Annotated in this window: 10 protein-coding genes; 5 read left to right on the forward strand and 5 right to left on the reverse strand. The window is 72.0% G+C overall.

The features are described 5' to 3' along the window. Positions 1-159: 159 nt before the first annotated feature. Entirely contained in the window at positions 160-1311 is a 1152-nt protein-coding gene (locus OG948_RS46135) for a hypothetical protein (RefSeq protein WP_406300641.1), read from the forward strand. 37 nt (positions 1312-1348) lie between these two features. On the opposite strand, the gene OG948_RS46140 is transcribed toward OG948_RS46135, so the two are convergent. From OG948_RS46140 to OG948_RS46150, 3 genes are all read right to left on the reverse strand, one after another. Further along, a complete protein-coding gene (locus tag OG948_RS46140) occupies positions 1349-2209 on the reverse strand; it encodes an alpha/beta hydrolase (RefSeq protein WP_331770997.1) in 861 nt (286 codons plus the stop codon). A 5-nt stretch (positions 2210-2214) separates the two neighbouring features. Beyond that, a complete protein-coding gene (locus tag OG948_RS46145; RefSeq protein ID WP_406300642.1) occupies positions 2215-3231 on the reverse strand; it encodes an alpha/beta hydrolase in 1017 nt (338 codons plus the stop codon). Positions 3232-3356: 125 nt separating this feature from the next. Next, complete coding sequence (locus tag OG948_RS46150; protein ID WP_331770999.1) at positions 3357-4010, reverse strand: TetR/AcrR family transcriptional regulator; 654 nt, start codon at positions 4008-4010, stop codon at positions 3357-3359. Between the two features lie 755 nt (positions 4011-4765). Between OG948_RS46150 and OG948_RS46155 the strand changes: the two genes are divergently transcribed. Then, the gene (locus tag OG948_RS46155; protein WP_331771000.1) at positions 4766-5314 is read left to right on the forward strand and encodes a GNAT family N-acetyltransferase; all 549 of its coding nucleotides are present in this window, start codon (positions 4766-4768) and stop codon (positions 5312-5314) included. A gap of 654 nt (positions 5315-5968) precedes the next feature. On the opposite strand, the gene OG948_RS46160 is transcribed toward OG948_RS46155, so the two are convergent. After that, the gene (locus OG948_RS46160; protein ID WP_331771001.1) at positions 5969-6430 is read right to left on the reverse strand and encodes an HIT domain-containing protein; all 462 of its coding nucleotides are present in this window, start codon (positions 6428-6430) and stop codon (positions 5969-5971) included. Between the two features lie 694 nt (positions 6431-7124). Between OG948_RS46160 and OG948_RS46165 the strand changes: the two genes are divergently transcribed. The 3 genes from OG948_RS46165 to OG948_RS46175 all read left to right on the forward strand — a co-directional run bounded on the left by OG948_RS46165 (position 7125) and on the right by OG948_RS46175 (position 14315). Further along, on the forward strand, positions 7125-12449 hold the full coding sequence (locus OG948_RS46165) for a caspase, EACC1-associated type (protein ID WP_331771002.1): 5325 nt from the start codon (positions 7125-7127) through the stop codon (positions 12447-12449). A gap of 110 nt (positions 12450-12559) precedes the next feature. After that, positions 12560-13066 carry a DinB family protein gene (locus OG948_RS46170; RefSeq protein ID WP_331771003.1) on the forward strand — a complete coding sequence of 169 codons (507 nt, stop codon included), beginning with the start codon at positions 12560-12562 and terminating at the stop codon, positions 13064-13066. 229 nt (positions 13067-13295) lie between these two features. Further along, positions 13296-14315: a helix-turn-helix domain-containing protein gene (locus tag OG948_RS46175; RefSeq protein WP_406300643.1), complete on the forward strand. Its 1020-nt coding sequence runs from the start codon at positions 13296-13298 to the stop codon at positions 14313-14315. Between the two features lie 29 nt (positions 14316-14344). Here the strand turns inward: OG948_RS46175 and OG948_RS46180 are convergent, their stop codons facing one another. Next, a complete protein-coding gene (locus OG948_RS46180; RefSeq protein WP_331771005.1) occupies positions 14345-14869 on the reverse strand; it encodes a GNAT family N-acetyltransferase in 525 nt (174 codons plus the stop codon). Between the last annotated feature and the right edge of the window lie 9 nt (positions 14870-14878).

Raw genomic sequence — 14878 nt, forward strand, 5'->3', positions numbered from 1 at the left:
CGCTCGTCGGCCCATCGAACCCGCTCCTCGGCCCCCACTCGCTCTCGGGTTCACCCGTCCCGTCCCCCGATCGGGGGACGGGCGCCCCGCCGCTCGACCGATGTGCGCGGCAGGTCGTCGATGGAGGCTGGAACTCCTGTCGACGAAAGGGGAGTTCCGGTGCGGTGGTGGGATCGATCGGGCCGTGTCGGAGCGTACGGGGCGGCGCTCGCGTTGACCCCGTATCTGCTGATCAAGGTGTCGTGGGTGATCGGTTCCCTGGTCGGGGTGTTGCCGATCGGATCGGGCTTCGGGCTGACCGAGTGGGTGGTGCTCAACACGGCGACGGTGGGCATGGCGGGCATCGGGATCGTCGTCGCGCTCGCGCTCGTCCGGCCGTGGGGGATGCGGATTCCCGGCGCTCCCTTGGCGTTCTGCACGTGGGTGGGTACGGGTTTCCTGGTGCCGATGTTGCCGTACGCGGTGCTGAGTTCGGTGTGGACATCGGGCGGCGACTCGGACTCGGGCACCGACGCGGGCGGGGATGCGGGCGCGGGCCTGGAGGCGGCCGGCGATGCCGGCACGGGCGCGGAGGACGCGTCGATGCCGGGTTGGGAGGCGGCGCTGGTCCAGATCGGCTTCGTCGGGATGGGGCTGGGTCTGGCCCTCGCGCTGCCCGCGTACCTGTTGCGGCGTCGGCCGGACGTGTTCGCCGGACGCGTCGGTGATCGAGACACGGCCACCGGGCCCGCTCGCCGTCGGGTCCCGTGGTCGGCGGTCGGCGGCGCCGTGCTCGGGGCAGTGTGGTTGTACTGGGCGATGGGCGGCACGCTGGGCGTCGCGCACCCGGAGGCACGCGACGCCCAATGGCGGATCCTGACCGGCATCTGGGGCGGTTGGGCCCTCATGGCGGCGATCGCCGGCCGCCTGCTCGCGTGGGGTCGGCCGGCCCGGTTGCCGCGTTGGCTGCCGGTGGCCCTCGGCTGGATCGGGTCGGGCTCACTGTTCGCGTGGAGCGGTTGGAAGTTGCCGTTCACGCTCTATCTCGCGCTCGCGCACCCGGCCGGGACCACGCTGCCGGAAGACCTCGCGTACGCGGCGGTCCTGCACGCGCTCGCGGTGGCGGTGGGCGTCGCCATGGTGCGTGGCCTCGTGCGCACCGCCGGTACGGACGCGGCTCCCCGAAGCGGGGACCGGAGTGGGGACCGGAGTGGGGACCGGAGCGGGGACCGGAGCGGCGGCGCGGTCGGCGCGGGGTCCGGAACGGCGCCGGGGGCCGCGCGTCCCGGTCGGGGTCGGCGCGGGCGGCGCCGAGACGTGGGAGCGACGTGATCGCGCTCCGCCGTCGGGCGCGTGCCCCGCACGGTGGTCATGGCGCCGCCGGATCTGCGGTGCGGGTGAACTCGCGGATGGCTTCCGCGAGTTCGGCGGGCTGGTCGAGCGGGATCAGGGTATGGCTGTCCCGGATCTCGACCAGGCGTGCGTGCGGCAGGAGTTCGGCCAGGCGGCGGCCGTGCTCCGGGGGCATGACGCGGTCCTCGCCGGCCCAGACCACCAGGGCGGGGCGGTCGAAGCTCGGCAGGCTCTCGGCCGCGACGAGCAGGAGGTCGGTGTCCGCGCCGAGCGCGCGCAACATCCGGACGGCGTCGCGGCGGATCTCGGGTCGGGTCAACACCGGCCGGACCCAGCGGGCGGTGGCGGCGTCGCCGCGCTTGGTCAGCCATCCGAACGCGATCGGCAGCCGCCGGAGCAGCCGAAGCCGCATCTGTTGCATGAACAGCCCGAACATCCGGGGCGAGAGCCTGCCGGTGAGCACGAGTGTTCTGCCGGTCAGTCCGGGCGGGAAGTTGTCGAACGCGTCGCATGAGGCGAGGACGACCCGGCCCACCCGCGCGGCGCCGTCGCACATGAGCAGTTGCACCAGCGCCCCGCCGGTGTCGTTGCCGACCAGGGTGACATCGGCCAGGTCGAGGCGATCGAGGAACTCCGCCACCAGCCGGGCGACTCCGGGCAGGGACAAGTCGGCATCGGCATGCATCGCGCGACGATGCGCGCCGAGCGGCAACGTGGGTGCCACGCAGCGGTGATCGGCGGACAGCGCGGCGATCGGCGCGTCCCACAACGAGGCGTCCATCAGCAACCCGTGCAACAGCACGATCGTGGGGCCGGTACCGCCGGTGTCCTCGTATTCGATGGTGCCGGCGGACAGTTCGATCTCCCGGATGGGCATCGTCTTCAACTCCGCGAATCGGCGGGGGTGGGGGTGGCCGCGGGGGCGCTCGTTGGGACGGTGGCCACGGGGTGCCGCGGCATGGGGTCGGTTTCGGTCAAGTGGCGTCGCAGGAAAGACAGTTCGGCCTCGATTACCTGCTCGTGCTCGGCGGTGAAGGGCGCGTGGTGGTGGCCCGGCACACGTACGAGTTCGGCGCGCGGGGCCCGCCGCGTCACGGCGACGGCCGGTTCGGCGAGCGCGGTCCGGTCCTGGTCGCACACCACCACCAGCAATGGGCAGCGCACCCGGGGAGCGTCCCGGCCCGGTCGGTACCAGCCGAGGGCGAGCGCCGAGCGGGCCGCGACCGCCTGCTGCCAATCCGGGTAGGCGTTGCCCGGGTTGAGCACGTCGTTCCCCTCCTGGGCGTCCGGCGTGGCCAACAGGGCGACGGTTCCCGGCGGTGCCACGAGCGGTACCGGTCGAGGTGGGCGACCGAGCGCACCGCCGAGCGCGTCCAGGATCCCCAGGCCCGTCAGGCGCAGCAGCGCGAGCGGTCGTTGGAAGCGCGCCGCGTTGCGCAGGGCGGCCGGGCCGTCCGTGTTCGGCGTCTGCGCGATCATCGCCGCGAGGCGCGAGGTGCCGCGCGCCGCGACGCGCAGGAGGTGGCCGCCGGAGACCGAGAATCCCCAGCCGGCGAGCCGGGTCGGGTCGACGCCCGGCAGTGTCCCGGCGAACTCGATCGCGGCCTGCCAGTCGGCGAGTTGCTCGCCGATCCGGACCACCTGACGCGGTTGCCCGTCACTCTCGCCGAGCCTGCGGTAGTCGAAGGCCAGGACGGCGAACCCGGCGTCGTGGAAGCGCTTGGCGAACGGGTCGGTGCCCGGTTCCTTGGTCACCGCGAAGCCGCCGGCCATGATCACACAGGCGCCGTTGGTGCCCGGATAGTGCCAGGCGGCGCATCGCGTGCCGGCGCTGACGAAGTGGACCTTCTCGCGTTCCGTGGACGCTCGCACGCCGACCTCCGAGGAGACGAGGTTCATCCTTGAAGGAAGTGAACCACGTGGTTCGCAAACTGTCCACGGGGAGCGTGGGCGCCGGAACGCCGCGAGCACGGCCGGGACGGGACGGCGGGTACGGCCGGCACATCCGGCACGACCGGTGGCACCTATGCGTCGGCGGCCTCCTCCCGCTCCAGCGCCCGGGTCAAGGCGTCGAACCCGGCGGCGACCCCGTCCAGATCACCGCTGGTCCGCGCGTCCACCAGGAAACCCCGGAGCACCGCGAGCACCATCTCGGCGACTTCGAGCTTGCGCCGATCCGACCAGTGCTCGGGACAGATGGACAGCAGGGTGGGCAGGTATTGCTGGGACGCCCCCCGGCCCAGTTCCGCGTACCGGTCGGGGTCGTACATCGCCAGCCCGATGGCCTGGTCGAGCACCCGCGCCTCCTCGCCGACCAGAATCGGCCACACCACCCGCACCCACTCCGCCAACGACAACCGGGTCGGCCCGTCGGCAGCAGCCGTCGACCTGCCTATCCGCCGATCGCGAAGCTGCAGAATCGCCTGCTTCAGCAGGTCGTCGGCCCCATCGAAGTGATAAAGCAGCACCTTGTGCGTGGTCCCGGCCGCGCGCGCGGCCCGCCGCAACGAAAAGTCCACAAGCCCATTGGTCGCAAGATCGTCGGTGACCCGATCCAACAACTCCCGCCGCCTGGCCTCCCCACGCGGCGACCCCGCCGACCGCCGATAGCCGACCCGCTCGGGGCGATCATCGCCGGAGGCGTCATCGGGAGAAGGGTTCACTTCGACGGCTGCCATGGGCGAACATCCTTATGCAGTACGGGTGTCGGGCGGCACTGACGGATCGGGCGGGCCGAGCGGCATGAGCGGGCCGAGCGGCATGAGCGAGCCGGGCGAGCCGAGCGGGTTGGAACGACGCTGCGCAGCGAGCGCAGAGCCCGCACCGGGCGCGGTGAGCACAGCGCACGGCACGAGCCCGACGAATCCAAGGAAGACACGGGTCGACATTAGCTTCCGCCGACCCGACATCCCGAGCGATCCGAAGCCGGGCCCGACCCGGGACGCCGTGCCGGCCGGTGGCGTGATCACCGGCAGGGCAGTGGTCCACGGGCTACCGTTTCGGGGCCGAACCAGGACGCGCCGGCGCGCTCTGCCGGAAGCGGCGAGGCGGTGGAACACGGTGCGCGAACGGCGTCACCACCGGTCCGCGGCCGGCCACGGGCGAGCGGCTGTCGGTCGCGATCCGCGGGTCGATTCCACAGGTGGGATGGACCGGAACGTCTCGGGCGGCTCCCGACCGTGCACACACGCCACCGCACCTCGCCGCGCGCGTCCCGCCCGGCCTTGCCCACCAACGCGTCGAGCTGCCGAGTGAGCACCGTCAGCCGCATGTCCAGGCGAGGCGATCGATCGCGAAATGGGTTCGACGTAGGCATCGTGGCGTCCGTCCGCCCTTTCTCGTGACACGACCCAACCGACCGGAACGACCGCCATGCCCATCAGTGCCGCAAAAGCGGTGGACAACATTCCGGTTCCAGACGAACATCTCCGCGATGAACAACGAACCTCTCTCCATCCCCAAGCGCGTCCGCTTCGTCGAACTCGGCGCCAAGGCGCTGCGCGCGCTTGCCGACGGTGACCTCGCCGGCGGCAGCGCCGAAGCCGGGGTCTCCCTCGACGAGTACTTCGTCGGCGACCGCGCCCGCTGGATCTTCGGCTATCGCGCCGACCAACTCGCCAAGGATCCGACTGCCGCGCCCTGGATCACGCGAGCCGCGGTGTCCGAGCCGGACGGGACCGTCGTCGGCGACGGCGGATTCCATGGGCCGCCGGACGAGGCCGGCATGGTCGAGATCGGCTACACCGTCGCGCCCGGGTACCGCCGCCAGGGCTATGCCCGCGCCATGCTGACGGCGCTACTCGCCAGGGCCGCCGCCGAACCCGATGTCAGGACGGTGCGGGCCACCATCCGATCCGACAACGACGCCTCCCTGGCCACCATCGCGGGCTTCGGCTTCACGCGTGTCGGTGAACGGGGAAACGAGCGCGACGGATTCGAGATCATCTTCGAGATCCCGGCGAACACGACGCGAGCCGCGTAGCCCCACGGCCTCGGCGGACATGGTGATCCTCCCGGCGAGGCCCTGACATGAGAAGCGCCGCGCGGGTCGCGTAGGTTGCGCATCCGAGCCCCGCGGCCGACCCCCGTATCGCCACGCGTGCCCACGGCGATGCGTCGCTCGACGTGGCTGCGGCTGCGGGTCTTCAGGCGGAAATCGGCCGGGACAATCGGACCGAGGGCCGAGTAGCCCAGCCCGATCAGCCGCGCCGACCTCCGCCCGCCCCGACCGGCCCCACTCGCCCACCGCCACGGCGAGACGGCCCGGCGACCTGTCGTCCCACCTCCGGCCACCCCCTCCAGAGCGCCCCGCGTCACACTGCGGCCACTCCCCGCCCGGGAGTTCCGTGCCGTCCGGCCGAAAGGGTCCCCCGACCCGCCACCCGACCGAGACCGTCCCCCAGATCACCGCCCTGCCCAACCGGCCCAACCGGCCTCCCCCGCCCCGGCCGGTGCCTCCGCCCACCACCCAGGCGAGACGGTGTCGGCGGCCTGCTGTCCCACCGCCCGACCGCCCCCAGGACGCCCCTCGTCGCCATGCGGGCCCTCCCCGCCCGGGAGGTTCGCCGGTCGCGGGCGGGTCGGTGGTGGGTGGTGGGTGGTGGGTGGTGGGCGGTTGTCCTTCACGGGGCGGCGTTCATGGGCCGCCCTCGCCGGTTTCTGCGGCGTAGGTTGCGCCTGTGTAGGCGAGGAGGGCGCGTAGGGCCGCGGCGTCGGATTGGATGCGGGTCTCGTCCTGATGGTCGTGGTCCAGGTGGGCGAAGGGTGGCGGGTGCTCCGGGGTGGGCTCGGTGGGGTGACGTGGGATCAGATGTGCGTGCAGGTGCGGGATGTCGTTCTCCAACAGGGATACGTTGAGCTTGGGTACCGGCCGATAGTGCGCCTCGATCGCGCGCCCCGCCGAGATCACCTCGGCCATGAAGCCCGCGAGTTGCCGGGGCGACAGCGCGGTCAGCCGAGCAACGTGTCCGCCGGTCCAGACCACCACGATGTATCCACGCACCCGGCCGGCGCGCCACAGGTACGCGTTGCCGTACACACCGCGCTTGAGCAACAATCCCCACCCGATGTCGGGTGCGGTGAAATCCTTGCGACACATCGGACAGCTCGCGTCCGGGTCCGGTCGTGCATACCGTTCCGGCCACGTCGACGCGGCGAACGAGCGGGGTCCGGGTACCTGGGAACCACACACGACAGCCTCCAACTCGAACGGGGACAAGAGCCTCCGGCGGCTCCGCGTTCGATGGGTGAAACGACCGCCGCCGAACGCACGTCACGCCTCGGTCACACCTGTGACCCGCCCGCAGCACGTCTGGGACACACCCGCGACGGGCCCGCGAAGGCACCGGTCGGCGGACTCTGCGCACCCCATCCGGCCCGGCCGCAATCACCCTCCCGCGGATACGCGCCATCGCTCGACCGACTCGTGGAGGGATCACCCACACGAGTGAACCACCAGGCCGAACCACCGGGCCGAACGACGAGGCCGACCCACGAAGCTGCCCGGCGAGCCCCGCCGCGCCCCCCAACGCCCCGCCCCCACGACCCCGCTCCCGAACCCCGACCCGCGCGACCCCTCCCGAGACAACCCCGGTGACAACGCACCACCCCGACAACAGACCACAGAGCACCCAACCCACAGACCACAACCACAGACCACAGTCGCGATCCCCCACACCCCCAAGCCTTCCTCCCCCACCCCCCGACCCCACTACGCTGAACTGCTCGGCAGGCCAAGGGGGATGGATGCGTGTGCAACTCGTCGGCGAGCCGGCGACCCGACACGGAGCGGCGTGAGTGGCACGGGCGCCGGGCCGCACGACCCGCAGGGGTCACGCGTGGTCCTGGTCGGCGCGTACGACTTCGAGCATCTCGCGCCGCTCCCGGCCGTGGCCCGAAACCTGGTGCGTTTACGGGAGTTGCTGACCGACCCGCGAGTGTGGGGCCTGCCCGCGCGGAACTGCGTGGTGATCGAGCAGCCCGAGCACCGGGACCAGGTCCTCGACGCGCTCAGCGACGCGGCCGGCGCCGCGACCGATCTGGTCCTGCTGTACTACGCCGGTCACGGCCTGATCTCGCCGGACACCGAGGACCTGCTCCTGTCCCTCCCCCGGTGCCGACCCGACCGGCCGTACACCGCACTGCCCTTCCAGGACGTCCGCCACGTGCTGCGCTCGGCCCGTCGGGTCCCCGCCAAGGCGGTACTCCTGGACTGCTGCTTCGCCGGCCGAGCCCTCGCCGGCGCGATGGGACCGGACGCGCCGCGACCGGACGCGATGGAACCGGGCGGAACAGGGTTGGGCGGGTCGGGAGAAGACACGACGGACCCGAAATCGAAATCCATGCGCCCGAGTGCCCCGCAAGTGCCCCAAGACGCCCGACTGGCCGAGATGTCCCGCGTGGAAGGCACCTACGTCCTCGCCGCGGCCTCCGCCACCCGACAAGCGGTCGCACCGATCGGCGGCCGATACACCGCCTTCACCGGCCGGTTGATCGACATCCTGGAACACGGCGTCCCCGGTGGCCCGAAGGCATTGGATCTGGCCACCGTACACACCCACCTGCACCGCGTCCTGCCCGAACTGGGCTTCCCACCACCGCAACAGCGCAACGACGACCACGGCGCGCGGATCGTGCTCGGTTGGAACCGGCACCCCTCGGCCGCCGACACCACGCCCTCATTGCCGCCCCATCTACGGGAGTTGTTGCACGCCCAGATCATCGCGGCGCGCAACTTCACCTACCGGCTGTACGACGCGCCGCTCGACGGCCTGGCCACCGTGTACGTCCGCCAACAGGCCCGCAGCGCGCCGACCACGAAACCGGCCGAGCCACGCGAGGAGTTGCGCGACCGCGAGCGGCACCTGTTCCGACACCGACACGACGAGGAGCGACGCAAGCGGCACTTCGTGCCCGTGGACTCGACCGTGGAGTCGACGGTGCATCCGGTGGCCCCCGCGCGCGCCGCCGAGGAGACCCTCGGCCTGCACCGCCACGTCCTGATCACCGGCGGCGCGGGCCAGGGCAAGTCCACGCTGAGCCTGCAACTGGCCGCGTCCCTGTCCACCGCCTACGAAGCCCAATCGAGCCGAGGTGCCGACGCCGAACGCCTGTTGCCGCTCCGGGTCACGGCCGGGCGCCTCGCCGCCGACCGCAGCGCGCTCGTCCCCCGCCTGGTCCGCATCCTCTCCGCCGAACTGGCCCCGCACCTGGACCGCCCCCTCCCGGACGACCTGCTCGACCACCTGCCCGAGGGCACCACCTGCCTGCTGATCGTCGACGGCCTCGACGAGATCACCGATCCCGAGCGACGGCGCGGCCTGGTCGCCGAGTTGGCCGGCCGGGTCCGCAATCCGGACGGGCGATTCCGGCTGCTGATCACCACCCGCCCATTGCCCAACGACGAACTTGCCCCGCTCCAGCACGCGGCGACCGGGACGTACACGCTGGAACCGTTCGACCGCGAGCAGTTGCGCGAGTTCGCCCACCGCTGGTTCCACGACCACGCGGACGGGCCGGAGTTGACCGACGGCTTCCTGCGGCAGACCGAGGCGGCCGGGATCCGCGACCTGGTCCGGGTCCCGCTGCTGGCCACCGTCGCCGCGCTCGTCTACCGCAAGCAACCCGGCACCCCGCTGCCCGGAAGCCGATTCACCCTCTACTGCGACTACTTCACGCTGCTGGCCGACGCGCACCTGGAGGAGGTGCACGAGCAACAACAAACCGTCCTGCACCGCTGGACCCCACGCTCGGCCGCCCACCGGGCAAGCGCGGCCTTCCTGTTCGAACACCGGGACGAACTCGTGGAGCATCTGGCCGTCACCGTGGTCACCGACCCGGCCGCCGCCACCCGAACCCTCCTGGACCTCGCCCTCGACCGGCTCGACGAACACGGCTGCCGACCCACCCGCCGCGGCGTTCCGGAATGGGGCAGCCTGGTCACCTCGGTCCTCGGCACGGCCGGCGTCTTCACCCACCACACCGATTTCCTGCGCTTCACCCACTACAGCTTCGCCGAACACATCGCGGCGAGCACCCGCGCGAACGAGTTGCCCAGGCACTTCGACGCGGCCGAGGCCGCCTGGACGTACGTCGTGCATCGCGCGATCGACGGCGACCTGTTCGCCCACGCCGTGCTCGCCCACCACGCCCATCTGCATGGCACGGGGGACACGATCCTGGGCTGGTTGAATCGGGGCACCGGCGACTACTCGGCGCTCGCCGGGGTGTTGCTCGCGGGCGGGATTCCGGCCTCGGCAACGCATACCGACTCGTTCGTGGCGCACCTGCTGTTGACGTTGTCCAACGAGGACAGGCCGAAGTCCGTGCAAAACGCCATCCGGGACGCCGCGATCCTGGCCCCGGAGCCGGGCGTCCGCGCCGCGCTCGACGAGTACGTGGGCGGTTGCCACCGCCGAGACGACCTGCGCGTGGAAATCGCGCAAGCGCTCGCCATCCACGATCCCGATGCCGCGCTCGCCATCCTGCGCGGCGTGCTGAACGCCGAGAACGGTCCTTCGGCAACCCGAATCGCGGCGATCCGCGCACTCGCCGACCTCGGACCACAACACGCCGGCGAGGCCGCCGACCTCGCGCGCGCCGTGCTGTCCTCGGACCGCGCTCCCGCCCACGTACGCGTGGACGCGGCATCGATCTGCGTCCGTCCGGGCGGGGAACACACGACGCCCGGTGTCGAGGCCCTGGTGGCGATCCTCACCGCCGAGGACGCCGACATCGACGATCGCGGGCAGGCCGCGCTGGCGTTGCGCGAGATCGACCGGGCGTTCATCCCCGAGGCCGCACGGGCGCTCCGAGCGGCCTGTGCCGCTCCGGGCACCTCGGCGTCCGACCGCCGAGACGGGGCGTCGCGGTTGGTCGAACTCGACCCCCGTCTGCTGCCGGACGCCGAAGCGATACTGCGGTCGGACCTCACCGCACCGCATGCCCATCCCTACGACCGCTACCAGATCGCGATGAAACTGGCCGAGCTGAGCCCCGATCTCCTGCCGGAAGTGGTGCGGATCCTGCGTGCGGAACTCATCGCCCCCGACTCGGGCGCCGGCACCAAGGAAGACAGCGCGGCGGCGTTGGCAAGGGTCGCCCCGGAATACGTGCTCGAGGCCGTCACCACCCTGCGCCGACTCCTCGTCGCACCCAACACCTCTCTCTTCGACCGCTGTTCCATCGCCGAAACGCTGGCCCGAATCGACCCGAAGCACGTCGTCGAGGCCGCGGCGGCACTACGTGCGATATCGACCGACCCCAGGACGCATGCCTCGTGGCGCAGGCTTGCCGCCGTGAACCTCGCCAAGTTGGGTCCCGACCACGTCGCGGAGGCCGCCCACGTCCTGCGCACGATGCTCGACGCACCTGATGTCGACAGCGGGGACCGACTCGCCGTGGCGACGAGCATGGCCGACCTGGGGCCGGGCCACGTCCCGGCGGCCATGGCGGCACTGCGTGCGGTGCTGGTGGCCTCGGATACGGACGCCTTCCTGCGGGTCGCGGCCGCCGACGCTCTCGTCCGGCTCGAGGCCTCCCCACCGGTCGAGATCATCGAGGTACTCCACCGATTGCGAGACGATCCCGGCTCCCTCCACGGCGTACACATCAGGGCCGCACGGGCCCTGGCTCGCCTCTCGTCCGAGGAGACCACCACGTCCGTGGCCGCGCTTCGATCGATCATCGCCGATCCGGATATCCTGGACGGCTTCCGGCTCGGCGCCATACAGACCCTGCAGGGGCTCGGTGTCGAGTACCTGTCCCAAGTGGCGACGTTCGCGCGCGCCATCGTCGAAGCACCGGACGTGCACGCGAGCCTGAAAGCGGACGCGGCGCGTGTGCTGTCCGTTCAAGGACGACGCTTCGTCGGTGAGGCTGTCGACGTGTATCGAGCGGTGCTCGCCGCGCCCGACAGCACAGCACGCGGATGCGCGGAGGCCGCGCTCCAGATGTCCTACCTGGGTTGGGACTACCGGCACGAGGTCGCCACCGTGCTCCGATCGATCGCCGATTCGACCTGGGCGAATCCGGAGGAGCGGGTGTGGGCGGCCGGACTACTGGACTCTGTGGGGCAGGGATACATCGAGGAAGCCGCGACACGCCTGCGCACCCTCGCCCTCTCGTCCGAAACCGCCCCCCGCACCCGGACAGCCGCCGCGAGCCGGCTCGGCGGCCTCGGTGACGGGTGCGCTTCCGAGGCTGCTTCCCTCCTTCGGGCCGTGATCGACGAAACGCATGCCGACGTCGCCGCCCGAATCGACGCCGCGCAGACGCTGGCCCTGCTCGGCCCGGGATACACCGATGAAGCCGCGGACGTACTCGAAGCCATCGTCACCGCGCGCGACAGGCCTGCCAACGAACGCGTGGACGCGGCCCGCAAGCTCCTTACCGTGCACGCCGGCCGCACCGCCGACGTCGCCGACGTCCTCCGCTCGATCCTGGCAACCCGCAGCGATACACCCGCCGTCCGCACGCTCGCGGCCCGCGCCCTCGGCGAACTCGGCCCGGGATACGTCACCGAGGGCGCGGAGCACCTGCGCGCCCTGATCGCCGCTCCCGACTGCCCGCCTGCCGCCCGCGGTGCCGCGGCGGAGCGTCTGGCGGAGCTCGGGCAGGGATACCGGACCGAGGGCATCCGGGCGCTGCGCGACCTGCTCGGGTCCGCCGAGGCCGGCGCCGGTGACCGCGTGGACATCGCGCGCCGGCTCGCCCTCCTGAGCCCCCTCCACCTCCCCGAAGCCGCCGAGGTCTTCCGTACCGCCCTGGCCCGGGCCGACACGAGCCGGTACACCCGCACCCGCGCGGCCCGGCTGTTCGGCGAGCTCGGCCCGCGATTCCTCGACGCGGCGGCAGCCGAACTGCGCACCCTCCTGGCCGACCCCACCGCAACACCCGCCGCGACACGGCGGGCGGCCTCCGCGCTCGGCATGCTCAGCCCGCGACTGCGCGCGGAGGCGGCCGAGGCACTGCGCAGCCTGCCCGCGGGCGGTCTCGAGACAGGCTCCGACCCGGGTGCGGCCGCCCCGAACACCTACGCCCGCCGCGCCGTCGCGCGCACCCTGCGCACATTCGGCCAGGGGTACGCGCTGCGCCCGCCGGCCCCCGCCGACGTCTGAGTCGATCGTGCGCACCGTGTTCGATCGACGACATCGGAGCGCACGGCATGATGGCTTGTCGCGCCAACACCCCGCGCCGCCCACCCACCACCGATCGAAAGCAAGCCACCATGCCCACCGAACGCCCCAGCCCGCCCGTGATCGCCGACGAGCGCGAGATGATCCGTGCCTTCCTCGACTACCACCGGGCCACGCTCGCGATGAAGTGCGACGGCCTCTCCGACGAGGACCTGCGCCGCCGGTCGATGCCGCCCTCGACGCTCTCCCTGCTCGGCCTGGTCCGGCACATGGCCGAGGTGGAACGGGCCTGGTTCCGTCGGGTGATCAACGGCGAGGACATCCCGCTGGTGTGGTCGGACCGGGGCGACTTCCAGGTGGCCTACGACGCGAGTACGTCCACCCGGGCGGAGGCCTTCGCCGCCTGGGAGACCGAGATCGAGCACGCGCGCCGGATCGAGACCGCCGCCGAGTCCCTCGACGTCACCGGCCACAACGCCAAGTCCGGCGAGGACGTGTCGCTGCGTCTGGTCATGTTCCACCTGATCCACGAGTACGCCCGGCACAACGGCCATGCCGACCTCCTGCGCGAGGGCATCGACGGCACGGTCGGCCCCTGACCCGCCGGCCGACAACGACCGGCTCCCCTCGGCGGCGGCCGGATTCGTGTCCCACGCACGGATTCCGACCGCCGCCGAGTCGTACCCGCCACCCGAACCGGGGGGACATCCCGCGCCGGGACGGGGGACACTCGACGCCGAGCAGGGGGACACTTCGCGCCGACCAGGGGACCATCCGCGACAGATCCCGGATCGGTGTTGCGGTTGACCGCCCGGATATGCTCCGGCGGTGATCGAGTACACGGTTTCCTCACACATGGCGCGCGTGGTGCGGGATGCCGCCCTGCGGGCCGGGGTGGCCCGGAGCGAACTCGCGTTTCTGCCGGGCTTCGAACCGGAGACGCTGGCGGACCCGCTGCTGCGGGTACCCACCGCGAGCGTGGTCCGGGCATGGGAACTGATCACGCACGCCGGCCCGGCGGGTGCCGGCATCCGGACCGGGGAGACGGCCGCACAGGGGCGGCTGCACGTGTGGGACTACCTGTTCACCACCGCCGGTACGTTCGCCGACGGTTGTCGCGACGCCGCCCGCTACCTCCCCACCATGACCGACCCCGGGGTCGACATGACGGTGGTCGAGGACGACCGACGGCTGACCATCACGTACGGAATCGCGAAGTACGCGCCGGCGGCGGTGACCGCGATCGACGAGTTCGCGATGGCGATCATGCTCAGGCGGGCGCGGGACGCGAGGGGGCCGTCGGTGGTCCCGGTACACGTCGCCCTCGCGCACGAGGCGCCCAAGGATCACCGGCACCTGATCGAGGCGTTCGGCACGCGGGCCATCGACTTCGGTGCCCGCGCGAACTCGATGACCTTCCTCGACCTGGACGCACAACCGCGCCGCCCGCCCGGCCCGGACGACGAACTGGCCCTGATCCTGCGCCGGTACGCGGACAACCTGCTGGAGAACGCCCGACCCGCGGCGGGCTGGCACGGCACGTTCCGATCCGTGGTCGCCGGCGCGCTGGGCGAGGAACTGAGCCTGGAACTGGTCGCGCAGCGCATGACGATGAGCCCGCGCACCCTGCAGCGACGGCTGAGCGACCTGGAGACCACCTGGCGCGACGAGATCGAGTCCGTACGCCACGAGCGCGCCGCCGCGCTGCTGCGCGAGACGGAACTTCCGGTGCAATCGATAGCCGGCCGGCTGGGCTACACCGACGCCCGCGCCCTGCGCCGCGCCTTCCAACGCTGGACCGGCCAAACCCCGGACGCCTACCGCCGCACCGCGATCCCCGGCACCTAGGAAGCGTCATCCCACGTCGGCGCCGGCTGTCAGGGGGTCGTGGCGTCGGGGGCCTCGTCGTGCTTCGGCCATGTGATCGCATAGTGCTTCAGGGCGGCGTCCTCCTTGGTCAGCCGCATGCCGACGACCGCCATCACCCGCTGGGACGCGATGTTGTCCCGCGCGGTGTCGCCCAGTAGGCGTGTGGCGCCCGCCGCCCGGGCGAAGCGCAGGAGTTCGCGCAGGGCCTCGGTCGCGTAGCCGTGGCCCTGGGCGTCCGGGATCAGGCCGTAGCCGACGGTGACCGTACCGTCGGCGTCCGGCGCTCCGTGAAAGCCGAGCCCACCGATGGCCCGCCCGTCGTCCCGGCGCCGGATCTCGTAATTGCCGAATACACCCGGATCGCCGCTGCTCGCGCACGTGTCCAGGAAACGTCGGCCGCCGACCACGTCGCCCTGCGTCGGATACCCCGGCGCCCAGTGCGCGTCCTCGCCGGGGGTGCCGGCCACCACCCGCTCCACCTCCGCGACGGTCAGTGGATGCAGCACGAGGCGTGTGGTTTCGAGATCTTCCATGGGAGCCTG

Source organism: Embleya sp. NBC_00888 (genome assembly GCF_045207655.1).
Classification (GTDB): Bacteria; Actinomycetota; Actinomycetes; order Streptomycetales; family Streptomycetaceae; genus Embleya.

Bases quoted from the DNA above. Each gene is read 5' to 3' on its own strand.
- OG948_RS46140 (WP_331770997.1), bottom strand. From the start codon at position 2,209: ATGCCCATCCGGGAGATCGAACTGTCCGCCGGCACCATCGAATACGAG.
- OG948_RS46145 (WP_406300642.1), bottom strand. From the start codon at position 3,231: ATGAACCTCGTCTCCTCGGAGGTCGGCGTGCGAGCGTCCACGGAACGC.
- OG948_RS46150 (WP_331770999.1), bottom strand. From the start codon at position 4,010: ATGGCAGCCGTCGAAGTGAACCCTTCTCCCGATGACGCCTCCGGCGAT.
- OG948_RS46155 (WP_331771000.1), top strand. From the start codon at position 4,766: ATGAACAACGAACCTCTCTCCATCCCCAAGCGCGTCCGCTTCGTCGAA.
- OG948_RS46160 (WP_331771001.1), bottom strand. From the start codon at position 6,430: ATGTGTCGCAAGGATTTCACCGCACCCGACATCGGGTGGGGATTGTTG.
- OG948_RS46170 (WP_331771003.1), top strand. From the start codon at position 12,560: ATGCCCACCGAACGCCCCAGCCCGCCCGTGATCGCCGACGAGCGCGAG.
- OG948_RS46180 (WP_331771005.1), bottom strand. From the start codon at position 14,869: ATGGAAGATCTCGAAACCACACGCCTCGTGCTGCATCCACTGACCGTC.